This is a genomic window from Streptomyces sp. CBMA291 (assembly GCF_014596525.1).
Taxonomy (GTDB): Bacteria; Actinomycetota; Actinomycetes; order Streptomycetales; family Streptomycetaceae; genus Streptomyces.
This window is the reverse complement of the sequence record NZ_MSJP01000104.1, coordinates 1-15173: the sequence shown is the minus strand read 5'-3', so window position 1 is coordinate 15173 and position 15173 is coordinate 1. Positions and strand designations below refer to the sequence as shown.

12 protein-coding genes are annotated in these 15173 nt (G+C 73.4%); 6 read left to right on the top strand and 6 right to left on the bottom strand.

The window, feature by feature from the left end; genetic code table 11:
- Positions 1-122 precede the first annotated feature (122 nt).
- The gene (locus BU197_RS24855) at positions 123-977 is read right to left on the bottom strand and encodes a sterol desaturase family protein (RefSeq protein WP_188270543.1); all 855 of its coding nucleotides are present in this window, start codon (positions 975-977) and stop codon (positions 123-125) included.
- A 390-nt stretch (positions 978-1367) separates the two neighbouring features.
- On the opposite strand from BU197_RS24855, the gene BU197_RS24850 reads away from it, so the two are divergent.
- On the top strand, positions 1368-2963 hold the full coding sequence (locus BU197_RS24850) for an alpha/beta fold hydrolase (RefSeq protein ID WP_317452234.1): 1596 nt from the start codon (positions 1368-1370) through the stop codon (positions 2961-2963).
- Positions 2964-3002: 39 nt separating this feature from the next.
- Here BU197_RS24850 and BU197_RS24845 read toward each other — a convergent pair whose 3' ends face one another.
- Positions 3003-4277 (bottom strand): amidohydrolase, encoded by a 1275-nt coding sequence (locus BU197_RS24845; protein ID WP_188270541.1) that lies wholly within the window; start codon positions 4275-4277, stop codon positions 3003-3005.
- Positions 4274-5566 carry an MFS transporter gene (locus BU197_RS24840; RefSeq protein WP_188270540.1) on the bottom strand — a complete coding sequence of 431 codons (1293 nt, stop codon included), beginning with the start codon at positions 5564-5566 and terminating at the stop codon, positions 4274-4276. The genes BU197_RS24845 and BU197_RS24840 overlap by 4 nt, the downstream gene beginning before the upstream one ends.
- A gap of 63 nt (positions 5567-5629) precedes the next feature.
- Between BU197_RS24840 and BU197_RS24835 the strand changes: the two genes are divergently transcribed.
- Positions 5630-6733: an Lrp/AsnC family transcriptional regulator gene (locus tag BU197_RS24835; protein WP_317452233.1), complete on the top strand. Its 1104-nt coding sequence runs from the start codon at positions 5630-5632 to the stop codon at positions 6731-6733.
- A 43-nt stretch (positions 6734-6776) separates the two neighbouring features.
- Here BU197_RS24835 and BU197_RS24830 read toward each other — a convergent pair whose 3' ends face one another.
- On the bottom strand, positions 6777-8198 hold the full coding sequence (locus BU197_RS24830) for an amidase (protein WP_188270539.1): 1422 nt from the start codon (positions 8196-8198) through the stop codon (positions 6777-6779).
- Between the two features lie 84 nt (positions 8199-8282).
- Positions 8283-9632, bottom strand: coding sequence for a D-arabinono-1,4-lactone oxidase (locus tag BU197_RS24825; protein WP_188270538.1), 1350 nt, complete (start codon positions 9630-9632; stop codon positions 8283-8285).
- 290 nt (positions 9633-9922) lie between these two features.
- Here BU197_RS24825 and BU197_RS24820 point away from each other — a divergent pair, with 290 nt between their 5' ends.
- Complete coding sequence (locus BU197_RS24820; protein ID WP_188270537.1) at positions 9923-11254, top strand: amino acid deaminase/aldolase; 1332 nt, start codon at positions 9923-9925, stop codon at positions 11252-11254.
- A 50-nt stretch (positions 11255-11304) separates the two neighbouring features.
- Complete coding sequence (locus BU197_RS24815) at positions 11305-11904, top strand: TetR/AcrR family transcriptional regulator (protein ID WP_188270536.1); 600 nt, start codon at positions 11305-11307, stop codon at positions 11902-11904.
- Positions 11905-11954: 50 nt separating this feature from the next.
- Here the strand turns inward: BU197_RS24815 and BU197_RS24810 are convergent, their stop codons facing one another.
- Entirely contained in the window at positions 11955-13361 is a 1407-nt protein-coding gene (locus BU197_RS24810; protein WP_188270535.1) for an aldehyde dehydrogenase family protein, read from the bottom strand.
- 62 nt (positions 13362-13423) lie between these two features.
- On the opposite strand from BU197_RS24810, the gene BU197_RS24805 reads away from it, so the two are divergent.
- The gene (locus tag BU197_RS24805; RefSeq protein ID WP_188270534.1) at positions 13424-14098 is read left to right on the top strand and encodes a TetR/AcrR family transcriptional regulator; all 675 of its coding nucleotides are present in this window, start codon (positions 13424-13426) and stop codon (positions 14096-14098) included.
- 174 nt (positions 14099-14272) lie between these two features.
- Positions 14273-15173 (top strand): ANTAR domain-containing protein (locus BU197_RS30770; RefSeq protein WP_223184131.1); only part of this gene is annotated, 901 nt, incomplete at its 3' end.

Below are 15173 nucleotides of genomic sequence, written 5' to 3'. Positions count from 1 at the left end.
TGAACCGCGGAACGGGCGCACGCGAAGGGGAGTGGCGCGCGCCGTACGAACGTGAGCGGGAGCGGGAGCGGAGAAGGGGGACGGAACGGGGAGAGGGGACGGGGCGGAGCCGTTCGCGGGGGTCAGCCGGTGGAACGGCGCCAGGGGTGGACGAGCGTGGTGAGGATGCGGCCGGTCGCCGGGAAGGCGCGGGGGTCGGTCAGGCCGACGGCCACCGGTTCACGGCCGGGACGCCAGGTGAACGTGCCGAAGACTCTGTCCCACAGCGCCAGGTCCGAGCTGTAGTGACCGGCTTCGGCGAGGTCGGTGCTGTGGTGGAGCCGGTGCTGCTCGGGACCGGCGAGGACGTGGTTGAAGGGTCCGAGCCGGACACGGATGTTGGCGTGGACGAAGTACCCCTGGGCCACGATGAAGAGGCCCACGCCGAAGACGGCGCGCTCGGAGAATCCGACCAGCGCCAGAGCGAGCTGAACGAAGCCCTGGGAGATGATCACATCGGCCACGTGGTTGACGCCGTTGTTGGCGACGTTGACCTTGTTCGGCACGTGGTGCACCCCGTGCAGCCGCCACATCCAGGCGTAGGTGTGCCCGGCTCGGTGCACCGCGTAGCTCGCGAGGGAGCCGATGACGAGCGCCAGCGGGATCTCGCCCCACAGCGGGAGCAGGGGGCGGGGGTTCGCCAGCGCGCCGACGCCGTAGAGCACCAGGTTCTGGCCGAGTCCGCCGCCGGTGGCGGTGAGGACGTAGTACACGGCGTAGTACCCCCACTCCCGGCGGGTCGGCCGCCAGGACGGGTCGTACGGGATGAGGAACTCCAGCACGACGAGGAGGCCGAGCACCGCGAACTGGAAGAGGAAGGTGGTCATCCCCGGTTCCCATCCGCGCCATTGGGTGAGGGCGAAGACGGAGACGGCGGCGAGCAGCAGGACCGGCTGGGCGGCTACGGTCAGTGCGTTTCGCGCCGTTAACCAGGGCATGGCACGCCTCACTCACGGGGGTGACGGGACGGGTGGGTGCGCGATCGGCGGACGAGGCCGAGGCGTCCATCACAGTATGAAGCTAGGAAACTACGGACAGCAACAGATCTTGCCCCGGCGCACGTTGTGATGGGCGCCGGGCGCGTGAACCCTGCACGCCCCCGGTTCACCACAGAAAGTCATCCCAACCAGGCATATTTCATGGATTGTTGATAAATCGGTCTGGTGAATCGATTCCTCACGCTCCGGTGAGCGGCGGCGTGGACATCCGAGTGGCCTGGAGCCTTGTTACGTTCCCACCACGTCCTCATGGGGGCGCCATCACACGGGCCCGGAAGAGTCGGCGACGTGAATACGAACCCGCAGGTGAATCCGTACAGAAGTCCGCAGGTGAACCCGTTCGTGGGCTCGGGGCCGCAGACGGCCTCCGGGCCGCCGCGCTCCCCGGGGCGCCGAACCTTCTCCGCACTCCTCCTGCTCACCCTGTCCGCCTCCTCCATGGCCGCCACCACGCTGACCGCGCCGGGCGCGGCGGCAGCGGCCCGGCAACCGTCCGTCACCACCCCCGCCTCCCCATCCGCCCCCGCATCCGCCTCCGTCCCCGCCTCCACCCCGGCGATCATCTGGGGTGCCTGCACCGCCGATCCGCCCTTCCCGGACCCCGGCCCGCGCGCCGAGTGCGGCACCGTGAAGGTCCCGCTGGACTGGTCGCAGCCGAAGGGGCCGAAGATCGGCATCGCGGTCGCCCGCCACCGGGCCACCGACCCCGCACGGCGCGTCGGCGTCCTCCTGTCGAACCCGGGCGGCCCCGGCGCACCCGGTCTCGGCGACGCGATGTACGCCGACGGCCCATCAGGCGGCTACTCCCCGGAGATGCTCCGGCGCTTCGACATGATCGGCTTCGACCCGCGCGGCATCGGCCGCAGCCACCGGGCCGTCTGCGACGAGAACCTTCTCGGCTCGATCCCGGCCCGCCCTCACGACGCGGCGGAGTTCGGACGGCTGCGCACCCTGAACGGCCGACTGGCGGAAAGCTGTCTGAAGGAGACCGGGCCGCTCGCCGCCCACATGGACGCCGAGAGCGTCGCCCGCGACATGGACGCGATCCGCGCCGCCCTCGGCGAGAGCCGCATCAGCTTCATCGGCCACTCCTACGGAACCCTCATCGGCGAACGCTACGCACGCCTCTTCCCCGGCAGGCTCCGCGCCCTGGCCCTCGACAGCGCCCTCGACCCGGGCCGGCCGGGCGCCGAGCGCTATCTCACCGAAGCCGCCGTCACCCTGGACGGCGCGCTGAAGCGGCTCGCGGAGTGGTGCGCGAAGGACGGGACCTGTGCGCTCAAGGGCAAGGACGTGGTCGCCGTCACCGACGGACTGTTCGCCCGCGCCGACGCGGGCACGCTCCGCGACCCCGGGCCCAAGGGCCCGACCCGCACCAAGGTCGACGCCGACCGGCTGGCCGGCCTGCTGACCTTCTGGGTCGGCAAGGGTGCGCTGGCGGAGTCGGCGAAGCAACTGGCCGCCCTCCACAGCGGCAAGGGCCAGGTCCAGTGGATCGACACCGAAGGTGAACCGGCCCACCGGCTGGTCCTGTGCCGGGACTACGACTTCCGAATCCGCGACCACGCCCAGTACCAGGCCATCCTCCAGCGGGTCGCCCAAGCCGCCCCGCACGTCCGGTACAACGCCCAGGCACTGGACTTCGTCCTCGGCTGCCAGGGCTGGACCATGCCGCCCAAGCCCCGCCCCGCGCGGTCGGCGGGCCCGCTCCCGCCCGTCCTCGTGGTCAACGCCACGCTCGACTACGCGACCCCGCTCCCCGGCGCCCGCCGGATGGCGGCCTCCTTCCCCGAAGCGCGCCTGTACACCATGGACGTCGTGAGCCACTGGCTCTACCGCGAGGGCAAGACGGGGCAGGTGAAGCGGGTGGTCGACGACTACCTCGTCAACCCGGGGACCGGAGGGCGGGCCCGTACGGGCGCGTGAGTGCCTGCCTTCCCCACCCGCCGCCGCGCACCGACGCGTTCAGGGACGCAGCCAGTGCGCGGCGGCGGCCAGCAGGCTCGTGACCCCGGTGAGGATGGTCGGGTCGGGGTCGGGGGCGTAGAGGGGGGAATGGCTGGTGGGGACGGAGTCGGGCAGACCGTTCGTCATGAGTTCGGCGGGGCTCAGGCCCTGGAAGACGGCGGCGGGCAGACTGCCGAAGTACCACATCACGGAGGGGGCCCCGAGCGCGTCGCCGAAGATGCCGAAGTCCTCGCTTCCGGTGAAAGGCTGCGGAGTGACGAGGACCTTGTCCCGGCCGAGGACATCGCCGAGGACCGTGGTCACGACCGCCGTGGCCTGCGGATCGTTGACGGTCACGGGGAACGCGGCCAACGGGATGATCTCGGGGTCCTTCGGGGCGCCCGAGGCGGCGGACTCGGCCCGGACGACGCGTTCGACCGCGCCGAGGACCCGCTCGCGCACCGCCGGGGTGGTACTGCGGATGTTGATCAGCAGCTCGGCGGTGTCGGGAATGACGTTCTCCTTCGTACCCGCGTGGATCGCGCCCACCGTCAGCACCGCGGTCTGGGTCCCGGCCACCTCGCGCGAGACGACCGTCTGCAAGCGCATGACGACGGCGGCGGCCATGACGACCGGGTCCACGGTCAGCTCCGGGACGGAGCCGTGGCCGCCGCGCCCGTGCAGCCGGACCCTGAGGTTGTCGCTCGCGGCCATCACCGGACCCGGACGGGTGACCACGTAGCCGAGGGGCGACGGCAGGACGTGCTGGGCCAGGCAGATCTCGGCGCGGGGGAAGCGGTCGAGGAAGCCGTCCTCGATCATGGCGGGGGCGCCGCCGACCTCTTCGGCGGGCTGGAAGACGGCGACGACGGTGCCGTGCCAGGCGTCCTGGTGGGCGGCGAGCTGTCCGGTGGCGCCGAGCAGACAGGTGACGTGCATGTCGTGCCCGCAGGCGTGCATGACGGGGACGTCGTTGCCGTCGCGGTCGGTGCCCCGCGCTGTGGAGGCGTACGGCAGGCCGGTCTTCTCCTCCACCGGCAGGGCGTCCATGTCGGCGCGGAGCAGGACGACGGGTCCCGGGCCGTTGGCGAGGACGCCGACGACGCCGGTGCGGCCGACGCCCTCGGTGACCTTCCAGCCCTGGGCGCGCAGCCGCTCGGCGACGACGCCCGCGGTACGGACCTCCTGGAACGACAGCTCGGGATGGGCGTGCAAGTCCTCGTACAGAGCACGCAGTTCGGGGACGAGGTCGGCGATACCGGTGAGGAGCCCGGTCGGGGAAGTGGTGGTCATGACTGCTCCAGGGTGGTGCGGGGGCGGGGGAGGACGGCGCGGAAGGCGTCGGCGTCCTGAGGGGTGAGGAAGGCCATGGCGGAGGCGATGATCGCGCCGACGCCGGTCACCGTGAAGGCGACGGGGAAGGAGAAGGAGTCGGCGAGCGCGCCCACGAGAGGCGGCGTGATCATGCCGGCCAGTTGTCCGCCGAGGACGATGACGGCGCTGCCCACCCCGAGGCAGGCGGACGGCAGACCGCTCAGGGGCACGGCGAAGATCGGCATGTAGGCCAGGGAGGCGGCGAAGACGACGAGGGTGGCGAAGGCCACGAACCCGATGAGCGAGGGGGAGTACGCCATCAGGGGCAGGGCGATCGCGGCGACGGCCATGCCGGGCACGATCACCTTGCGGTGGTGGCCGCCGAGCCGGTCGGCCAGTCGCCCGCCGATGATGGTGGCCGCCGCGCCCGCGAGCGCGGGGAGGACCAGGAGGAGACCGGACGAGGCGAGCGGGACCCCCCGCTCGGTGCTGAGATACGACGGGGCCCAGGTGATCAGCCCGCCGGTGACGACGTTGTAGCCGAACATCATCGCGGCGAAGCGCCAGAGCACGCCGAACCGCAGCACGTCCCGGAGCCGCCAGGGCTGCCCGTTGGCCTCGGGGGCCGCCTCGGCCTCGGGCTCGGTCAGGGGCCGGGAAGCCGGCAGCCAGGCCCGTATCGCCACGATGACGAGGACGCCGAGCGCGGCGGTCGAGAAGAAGGCCGAGCGCCAGCCGAAGACGGCGACGAGCGGGGCCACCGAGAGCGGCACGAGGATGGCCGCGAACGCGTTGGAACTCATGATCACGCCGTTGGCCCCCATGCGTTCGGCGGGGGCGGTCCGCTCGACCAGCACCTTCATCGCGGCCGGGGGGAAGACGCCCTCGGCGGCACCGAAGGCGAAGCGCATGAGCAGCAGTGCCGCGAAGGACCAGGCGAAGCCGGTGAGCGCGGTGAACAGGGACCAGGAAAGCAGCGCCCACAGGGTCACCCGGCGGGCGCCGAAGCGGTCCGTGAGCATGCCGCCGGGGACCTGGGCCAGGGCGTAGGCGAGGAAGAACGCCGAGACGATCAGGCCCTGCTGTCCGCGTGTGAGGTGGAACTCCTCGCCGATGGACGGCAGGACGAAGTTGATGACGAGCCGGTCGGCGTAGTCGATCAGCCAGGCGGCGAACAGCAGGACGACCGTGGTCCTGACGGCGCGCTTGCCCGGGGCGCCCCGGTCGGCGGCGGCCGGGGGCGGGGACGGGACGGACGGAGCAGGCATGGCACTCCTCTCACCTGGGGCCGCAGCAGCGCTCCGGCCGGAAGTGCACCTAAGATCTGGCGCGTGAGCGAACATGACGCCAAATTGCAGGAAAATGACGGACTGGAGTCGTTCCGTCGTGAATCCGACGCCTCCGTCCTCTGTCCGGGGCGCGAAGCGCAGTTCACCGAGCAGGACCTCGCGCTCATCGACGCCCTCCAGTCCTCGCCGCGCGCCCCGTGGGCGGCCATCGGACGGGCCCTGGGCATCGACGCGACGACGGCCGCCCGCCGCTGGGAGCGGCTGACGACCGGCGGACTCGCCTGGGTGACCGCCTACGACTCGGCCAGGACGGCCGCGGTGGCCTTCGTCGAGGTGAGCAGCGAGCCGGGCGCCCGCGAGGCGCTGAGCGCCCGGGTGTGCGCGCTGCCCTGGGTGTTCGGCGTCGAGGAGGTCACCGGCGAGTTCGATCTCCTGCTGGCCGTGGGCGCCTACCGGCCGTCGGAACTCGGCCGGGCCGTGCACCACGCCATCGGCGGCCTGGACGGCGTCCGTTCGATGCGGACACAGCTGGGCATCAGCCTGTACGGAGAGGGCGGCGACTGGCGCATCAGGGCCATGGAGCCGGCCGGCCGGGCCGGACTCGGCACGGCTGGACCGCCCAGCCGGACGCCGTACGGGGTGCGGGACAGCCCCCGGCGGTCCGCTCAGGACCGTGCCCTTCTGGCGGCGCTCGGCGGCGACGCGCGTCTCGGCTACACGGCCCTGGCCGCGGCCACCGGGCTGGGCGAGCACGTGGCCCGCCGGGGAGTGGGGCGGATGCTCCGCGACGGCGACCTCACGCTGCGCTGCGACTTCGCCCACCCGCTCGCCGGGCTGCCCGCCATGGTCACCTACCGCATGACCGTCCCCCACCGTCTTCTGAGGCAGACGGGGCCGGACCTGGCCAGGATGGGCCAGGTCCGGCTGTGCGCCTCGGTCACCGGCCCGCACAACCTCTTCGTCCAGGTGCTGCTGCACAGCCTGTCGGCCATCGAATCCTTCGAGGCGCAGCTTGCCGAGGCCTTCCCGGCGCTGGAGATCGCGGACCGCGCCGTCACGACGGGCGCGCGCAAGCGGATGGGCTGGCTCCTCGACGACTACGGCCGGGCCGTCGGCCGGGTTCCCCTGGCGCCCCCGGAGGGCTGAGCCGCCGCCGGGGCCCGGGGCTCCGGCGGCGCCACGGCCCCGCTCAGCCCGGCCGCCGCTCGCCGTACCGGGTGGCCTGCTCGAAGGCGTATCCGGCGCGCAGCAGCGGCAGTTCGCCCCGGTGCGGGCCGACGAGCTGGACGCCGAGCGGAAGGCCCTCCGGGGTGAATCCGGCGGGTACGGCGAGTGCGGGGCTGCCGGTGGCCGAGATGGAGTACGCCGACCTCATCCAGTCCAGGTAGTCGGTCATGGCGGTACCGGCGACCTCGGTCGGGTACTCGATCTCCACCGGGAACGGGGGCAGTTGGCTGACAGGCAGCAGAAGGACGTCGTAGCGGGTGAAGAAGTTCCTCATGCGGTGGAAGAGTTCGCCGTGCAGGAGTTCCGCCCGGCCCAGATCCGCGCCGGTCAGCCGCTGCCCGAACGCGATGTTCTCGGCCAGGGTCCGCTTGACCTGGTCGGGGTGGGCTTCGAGCAGGGGGCCGAGCGCGGTGGCCATCTGCCAGCCCCGCAGCGTACGGAAGACCTCGTCCGCGAGGGCGAGATCGGGGCAGTCCCGGACGACGGAGCACCCGAGTCCGGCGAAGACCCCGGCCGCCGCCTCGACGGCCTCGGCCACGACCGGTTCGACGGGCACCACTCCGCCCAGATCCGGCGACCAGGCGACCCGCAGGGAGCGCACGTCGCCGTCGAGCGGGGCGGCGAAGACGGACGGGTCCTGGTCGACGGAGACCGGGCAGCGCGGATCGGGCCCGGCCATCACCGAGAGCAGCAGCGCCACGTCGGTCACGGTGCGGGCCATCGGGCCCTGGACGACCTGGGTGGCCCAGGGGGTGAAGTCGGGCCACAGCGGCACCCGGCCCGGCGAGGGGCGCAGTCCCACGATGTTGCAGAACGAGGCCGGGTTGCGGATCGAGCCGCCCATGTCGCTGCCGTCGCCCAGCGGATGGAGCCCCGCCGCCAGGGCCGCCGCCGTACCGCCACTGCTGCCACCGGCCGAGCGTGTGGTGTCGTACGGGTTGCGGGTCGGCCCGAAGAGCGGGTTGAAGGTGTGCGAACCGGCCCCGAACTCGGGGACGTTGGTCTTGCCGAGGGTGATCGCCCCGGCGGCCCGCATGCGCTCGATGCTGATGTCGTCGTGCTCGGGCAGATGGTCGGCGAGGACGGGGGAGCCGTGGGTGGTGCGGAGGCCCTTGGTGTTGTGGGTGTCCTTGTGGGCGACGGGCAGTCCGTGCAGCGGACCGACCGGTTCGCCGCGCGCCAGACGCTCGTCCGCCTCGGCCGCCCCTTCGAGGGCCGCTTCGGCGGTGAGGGTGACGATCGCGTTCAGCTCCGGGTTGAGCTGCTCGACGCGTTCCAGATGGGCGGTCATGACCTCGCGCGCGGACAGTTCGCGCGAGCGCAGACGACGGACCAGATCGGAGGCGGAGGCGTCGCAGATCTCCGGGTGGACGGGGCGGGGCATGAGGTCTCCTGGGGCAGGGGTGGCGGGAGCGGCGCCCGGCGGGGAGGGACGGGCGGGGCCGGGGCGCGGGCCGTGGCGGGAGGGTCAGGCCGTGGTCCTGACGAGGTCGCGGGTGACGGGTACGGCGCCGGGCGCGAGCCCGAGGACGCGGTCGAGATAGGAGTTGGCGAAGACCCCGGTCGGGTCGAGGGTGTCGCGCAGGGCCGTGAAGTCGTCGAAACGCGGATAGCGGGAGCGCAGGCTGCCCGCGCCCAGCGTGTGCATCTTGCCCCAGTGGGGGCGGCCGCCGTAGGAGCCCAGGATGTCCTCGCAGGCCCGGAAGTACCGGTGGTGGGACATCCGGTGGTACTGGTGGAAGGCGATGTAGCAGGTCTCGCGGCCGTGCGCGGTGGAGAGCCAGATGTCGTCCGCCGCCGCGAACCGCACCTCCAGCGGGAAGGACACCCGCTCGCCGGTCGACGCGATCCACCGCTCGATCTCCCGGAGCGCGTCGACGGCGTGTTCACGCGGGATCGCGAACTCGCCTTCGTGGAAACGGACTTCGCGCGGAGAGGCGAACACCCGAGGGGACAGGTCCGTCCACTCCCGCGCGGACATCGCCCGCGCCGCGAACCGGGCGATCGGCGGCACCAGCGCCGGAACCGCCGTACCGAGACGGCACAGCCCCTCGAACCCGAGGTCGCCGACCAGCCGGTCGAGCCTGCGGGCGGCGGGGCCGATCGGCTTCAGCGGAGTGGAGCCGGGCAGCCGGGTGAAGCGGCGGGTCAGCGTCACATCGCTGTGGGGGAACCAGAAGAACTCGAAGTGGTCGTTCTCCTCGGTCAGTTCCCCGATCCGGTCGAGGACCTCCCGTACCGGCGTCGTGGTGTCCCGGGCGTGCAGGGCGAACCGGTCGACGCACTGGAGTGTGACCTCGGTGATCACCCCGAGGGCCCCGATCCCGACGCGTGCCGCCTCGAACAGCTCGGGGCGCTCCTCGGCGGAGCAGGTGACCACCGAGCCGTCGGCGAGGACCATCCGCAAGGCCCTGATCTGCGTGGAGATACCGCCGAAGCGCAAGCCCGAGCCGTGCGTCCCGGTGGAGATCGCCCCCGAGACGGTCTGCCGGTCGATATCGCCCATGATTTTCATGGCGAGCCCGTGCGAGGCCAGGAGCGGGCTCAGCCGCCACAGTGGCATCCCCGCCTCCACCGTGACCAGCTTCTCGGCCGGGTCCACGGAGAGCAGGCCGCCCATGCCGTCCATGCGGAGCTGGACGCCGGGGGCGACGGCCGCGCCGCTGAAGGAGTGGCCCGAGCCGATCGCCTTGACCCGCAGCCCGCGCGCGGCGGCCTCCGACACGGCGGCGGCCACCTCGTCCGTACTCGCCGGGGCGCGGACGAGCGAGGGCCGTACCCGTTCGCTGCCCGACCAGTTGCTCCATACCTCGGTCATACCGGAAGTCCTCTCGACAGACAGAACGGGCGGAATCGGCGGCCGATGGCACGCGTCGGGGGCAGCGTCGTCTTGGTCGGTTGTCCAAGTCAAGGGGTGGGAGGCCTTGACTTGGACAACTGACCAAGAGCAAGGTGAGGCACCCCCGAGCGGCCCTCAGAGCCGGGGCAGAGCCCTGCCAGCGCCGCCCTCCAGGCCCCGAGAAAGGCCCCTCCAGCATGGGAAGTTCCCCTCAGAGCCGGGACACGCAGAGCCAGGATGAGCAGAGCCGGGATGAGCGAAGCCGGGACATGCGGGACCGGGACGGGCAGGCCCCGTCCGGGCGGGTCCACGGCGCGCAGGCCGCCCAGGACGCGGGGTCCCGAGCGACCCCGGACGTCTCGCCCGGCGCCATCGCCCCGGTCGTCGCCTCCGCCGCCCCCGTCTCCACCGCCCGCCCCGCGACCCCCGAGGAGCTTGAGCGGGCCACCGCGTCCCTCCAGCCGCCGTTCGCGGTGGTCGACCTCGGGGCGCTGGCCGTCAACGCCACCCGTATGGCGCGACGCGCCGGCGGGAAGCCGATCCGGCTGGCCAGCAAGTCCCTCCGCTGCCGTCGGCTGCTCGGCGACGTACTGCGCGTGCCCGGCTACTCCGGCGTCCTCGCCTTCACCCTCCCGGAGGCCCTGTGGCTGGCGGAGGACCACGACGACGTCCTGGTGGCCTACCCCTCGACCGACGGGCCCGCGCTCCGGCGCCTGGCGGCCGACGCGCGGCTCGCGGCCCGCGTCACGCTCATGGTCGACTCCGCGGCGCACCTGGACGTGATCACCGACGCCGTCGGCCCCGACGGGCCCCCGCTGCGCGTCTGCCTCGATCTCGACGCCTCCCTCCGGCTCGCGGGCGGGCGCGTCCACCTCGGGATGCGCCGTTCCCCGGTGCACACCCCCGAACAGGCCCGCGCCCTCGCTGTCGCCGTGCTCGCCCGGCCGCGGCTGCGGCTCGTCGGCGTCATGGCGTACGAGGGGCAGATCGCCGGAGTGGGCGACAACCGGCCGGGACTGCCCGGGAGCCGCGCGGCCGTACGGCTCGTCCAGCGGCTCTCCGCGCGGGAACTGCGCGAGCGTCGGGCCGCCGTGGTCGACGCCGTACGCGCCCTCACCCCCCTGGAGTTCGTCAACGGCGGCGGAACGGGCAGCCTGGAGAGCACCTCGGCCGAACCCGCCGTGACCGAACTCGGCGCCGGTTCCGGTCTGTACGCCCCCGGGCTCTTCGACCACTACCGGCGCTTCCGTCCCCTGCCCGCCGCCCACTTCGTGCTGTCCGTCGTCCGCAGGCCCGCTCCCCGGCACGTCACCCTGCTCGGCGGCGGTTGGGTGGCGTCCGGGCCCGCCGGTCTCGACCGGCTGCCCCTCCCGGTCCGGCCGGCCGGGCTGCGGATGCTGCCGGGCGAAGGGGCGGGCGAGGTCCAGACCCCGCTCACCGGCGCCGTCGCCGACAGGCTGCGGCTGGGCGACCGCGTATGGTTCCGGCATGCCAAGGCGGGCGAACTGTGCGAGCGGGTCAACCACTTGCACCTGGTCGAAGGCGACCGGGTCGTCGACGTGGTCCCGACCTACCGAGGGGAAGGCCACGCCTTCCTCTAGGGCGCCACCGGGCCCGCCGCCCCCCCCACGAGACCCACCCGGGAGACCCCATGGTCCGCCAGTCCGCCGAAGCGCGCCGCGAGCAACTCGTGGAGGCCGCCATCCGCGTCATGATCCGTGACGGCGTGGCCAAGGCCACCACCCGGGCCATCGTCGGCGAGGCCGGGCTTCCGCTGGGCGCCTTCCACTACTGCTTCCGTTCCAAGCAGCAGCTTCTGCAAAGCGTGATCGAGCGCATCATGCTGCGCTCGCTCGCCTTCCCCCTCGACGCGCCCGTCGACGGCGCCTCGGCGCGCGACCTGCTCCGGGTCTTCCTGCACGCCTACTGGGACGGCATCCGCGAGCGCCCCGACGAGCACCAACTCACCTACGAACTCACCCAGTACGCGCTGCGCGAGCCGGGTCTCGCCGAGGTCGCCCGCCGCCAGTACCAGCAGTATCTCCAGGCCAATGTCGACCACTTGCGGACCGTCGCCCGGCTGGCCGACATCCGGTGGAGCGTGGAGACCGCCGTCCTCGCCCGCTACGGGCTGAACTTCCTGGACGGGCTCACCCTCAACTGGCTGATCGACCGCGACGACACCCAGGCCCTCGCCGCGCTCGACGCCTACGCCGACCAGCTGGCGACCCTGGCGGTGCCCCGCGCCTGACGCGGCAGCGGAGCGACGCCAGGCACGGTCGGTCGGTCGGGCCGCCCCGCTCAGAGGAAGCGGCGGAGGAGGCCGGACTTGAACGGGGTGAAGGGCGGGTAGGCGAGGCGGAGGGTGTCGGCACGGAGCGGCTTGTCGAGCACCGCCTTGGTGTGGCTGAACGTGTCGAGGGAGTGGCGGCCGTGGTAGCCGCCGACGCCGCTCTCGCCGACACCGCCGAAGGGCATCCCGGGAACGGCGAGATGGGCGTTGGGTACGCCGAAGGCCAGCGCCCCGGAGGAGGTCTCGGCGGCGATCCGGCGCTTGCTGCGGGCGCTCGCGGTGAAGGCGTACAGGGCCAGGGGCTTGTCGCGGGCGGTGATGAAGGCGAGGGCGGCGTCGAGGTCGGGGACGCGGACGACGGGCAGGATGGGCCCGAAGATCTCGGCGCTCATCACCGGGGCGTCCGGGTCGACGTCGGCGAGGACGGTCGGGGCGAGATAGCGGTCGGCGCGGTCGTGGTCGCCGCCGGTGACGATCCGGCCGTCGCCGAGCAGGGCGGTCAGCCGGTCGAAGTGACGCTCGTGGACGATCCGTCCGTAGTCGGGGCTGTGCGCCGGGTCGCTTCCGTACATCTCGCGGATCGCGGCGGTGAGATGCGGCTCGATCGCGTCCGCGGCGGCGCCGACGGCCAGGACGTAGTCGGGGGCCACGCAGGTCTGGCCCGCGTTCATGAACTTGCCCCAGACGATACGGCGGGCGGCGGTCGCGAGATCGGCGCCCGGCTCCACGACGGCGGGGCTCTTGCCGCCCAGTTCGAGGGTGACCGGGGTGAGATGGCGGGCGGCTGCGGCCATCACGATCCGGCCGACCGTGCCGTTGCCGGTGTAGAAGATGTGGTCGAAGCGCTGCTCAAGCAGGGCGGTGGTCTCCGGGACGGCACCCTCGACCACGGCGACGGCCGTCGGATCCAGGAAGCGGGGCAGCCAGTGGGCCAGCGCGGCGGAGGTGGCCGGGGCCAGCTCGCTGGGCTTGAGGACGGCGGTGTTGCCCGCCGCCAGCGCGCCGACGAGCGGGGCCAGGGCCAGTTGCAGCGGGTAGTTCCAGGGGCTGATGACCAGGACGGTGCCCAGCGGCTCGCGGATCGTACGGGCGCGGGCGGGCTGGAGCGCCATCGGCACCGGGACGCGGCGGGGGCGCAGCCAGCGGCGGAGGTGGCGCAGGGTGTGGTCGATCTCGTTGAGGGTGAAGCCGATCTCGGTGGTGTACGCCTCGGTGGCGCTCTTGCCGAGGTCCGCGTGAAGGGCGGCGGCGAAGGTCTCCTGCTGCTCGGTGAGCAGTCGCCGCAGGGCGCGGAGCTGGGCCTTGCGCCAGGCGAGGGGCCGGGTGCGGCCGCTGGCGAAGGTCGCGTTCAGCCGGGCGACGGTGGTGGCCGCGTCGGCGGTGGACGAGGTCGCGAAGGTGGCGGGAGCGCTCATGCCGTCGAGTGTAAACGAAACGAAATCATTTCGTTTCGTTTTTGCTGGATTAGTCTTGCGGCATGGAAGACACCGCCTCCGCAGCCCCCGCCGCCTCTCCCGCGGACCCCGCACCGCGCCGAGGCCGCCCGAGGGACGCGGGCCGGGACCGGGCGCTTCTCGACGCCACGCTCGGAGTGCTCGCCGAGAGCGGCTACGGGGCCCTGACCACCGCCGCCGTGGCGGCCAGGGCCGGGGTCTCCACCGCGACCCTCTACCGGCGCTGGTCGTCCAAGGAGGAACTGGTGGTCGCCGCCGCCGCGAGCCTCGCCGAGGATCCCTACGGCCCGCCCGCGACCGGCGGCCTCGAAGGCGATCTCCGGGTGGTCCTCCGGGACAAGGTCCTCGCCGTGACCGGCGAGGGAGGGCGGCTGATGCGCGCGCTGATCGGCGAGGCGGCCCACAACGCGACCCTGGCCGAGGCGCTCACGACGGCCTTCCTCGCGCCCGTGTACCGGCGGGTGGCCGAGGTCGTACGGCTCGCCGCCGACCGGGGCGAGATCCCGCCGGTCGAGGACGCCGAACTGCTGGGCGAGATCGTGGTCGGCCCGGTCATGGCCCGCTTCCTCCTCACCCCCCGCCCGCCGGAGCGGCTCGAAGGACCCGAAGCGCAAGCGGCGGCGGACCGCTTCCTGCCCTTCGCCCTGCGCGCGGTGGGCGGCGGCGACCGGGGACGTACGGAAGCCGCCCGGGACTGAGGACGGGCGGGTCCCGTCCCCCCGCCACCGGGCTTTCGCCGCACAGGCCGCACCCGTCCGGCCGGTCCCGAGCCGCCAAAGAGTGTTCGAATGGGAGGGTGAACCGCGCGTACGCCCGGAGCACGTCCGCCGGGACCTTCCCGGTGGGCGCGCCAGGGCGGGACGGAGGCCGACTTGACCGGTTCCGGCGACTACGAGGAGGCCCCGCGGGCTGCTCCGGAGGAGCCGGGGGCCGCCGCGCTCGTCGCGGAGAACCGGTGGCTGCGCACCCGGCTCGCCCACCGGCACCTGCTCGACCTCGCCACCGGGGTGCTCGCGGCCCAGCTGCGGCTGCCTCCCGCCGAGGCGGCCGACCACCTGACCGCCCTCGCCCAGGCGACCGGCCTCCCGGCGGCCGACCTCGCCGCCGACATCGTGAACGCGGCCGACGGGGAGCCGAACCAGGGGGGCGTACGCCTCACCGGCACGGGTGCGGATACGGGTGCGGATACGGGTGCGGGGGGCGGTCGGGGGGTGGGTGCGGGCGCCGTGGATGTGCGCCCCGCCGGGTCCGGGTCCGAGCCCGAGCCCGAGCCCGAGCCCGAGCCCGAGCCCGAGCCCGGGTCCGGGTCCGGGTCCGAGCCCGGGTCCGAGCCCGAGGCCGAGCCCGAGGCCGGACCCCGGCCCAAGCCTGAGCCCGGGGCCGGACCCCGGCCCGAGCCCGCACCCCCCGCCGCCGGAGGCATACGCCCCGGCAATCCCGAGCCCGGTCCCGAAGCCGCGGGCGCCGGCGATGTCCGACCCGACACCCCCGGGTATCTCGTCGAGCGGCGCCGGTACCGGCGTACGGCCGCCGAGGCGGAGGTCGCCGATGCGGTCGGCGAGGCCGCGCACACGCTGTTGGCGGAAGGGCTCGCCCCGCTCGGTGCCGACAGCCTCTGGCTGTGGCGGCCCGCCGGGGCCGGGTGTCTCCGGCTCGCCGGTCACGCGGGGGTGGGCGCGGCCGAGGCGGAGGCCTGGCAGTGGATCCCCCCGGCGGCCCCCGAGCCCTTCCGGTCCGTGCTCGCCGACGGCGCGCCCGTCTGGCTGCCGGAGG

Bases quoted from the DNA above. Each gene is read 5' to 3' on its own strand.
- BU197_RS24855 (WP_188270543.1), bottom strand. From the start codon at position 977: ATGCCCTGGTTAACGGCGCGAAACGCACTGACCGTAGCCGCCCAGCCG.
- BU197_RS24845 (WP_188270541.1), bottom strand. From the start codon at position 4,277: ATGACCACCACTTCCCCGACCGGGCTCCTCACCGGTATCGCCGACCTC.
- BU197_RS24840 (WP_188270540.1), bottom strand. From the start codon at position 5,566: ATGCCTGCTCCGTCCGTCCCGTCCCCGCCCCCGGCCGCCGCCGACCGG.
- BU197_RS24830 (WP_188270539.1), bottom strand. From the start codon at position 8,198: ATGCCCCGCCCCGTCCACCCGGAGATCTGCGACGCCTCCGCCTCCGAT.
- BU197_RS24825 (WP_188270538.1), bottom strand. From the start codon at position 9,632: ATGACCGAGGTATGGAGCAACTGGTCGGGCAGCGAACGGGTACGGCCC.
- BU197_RS24820 (WP_188270537.1), top strand. From the start codon at position 9,923: ATGCGGGACCGGGACGGGCAGGCCCCGTCCGGGCGGGTCCACGGCGCG.
- BU197_RS24815 (WP_188270536.1), top strand. From the start codon at position 11,305: ATGGTCCGCCAGTCCGCCGAAGCGCGCCGCGAGCAACTCGTGGAGGCC.
- BU197_RS24810 (WP_188270535.1), bottom strand. From the start codon at position 13,361: ATGAGCGCTCCCGCCACCTTCGCGACCTCGTCCACCGCCGACGCGGCC.
- BU197_RS24805 (WP_188270534.1), top strand. From the start codon at position 13,424: ATGGAAGACACCGCCTCCGCAGCCCCCGCCGCCTCTCCCGCGGACCCC.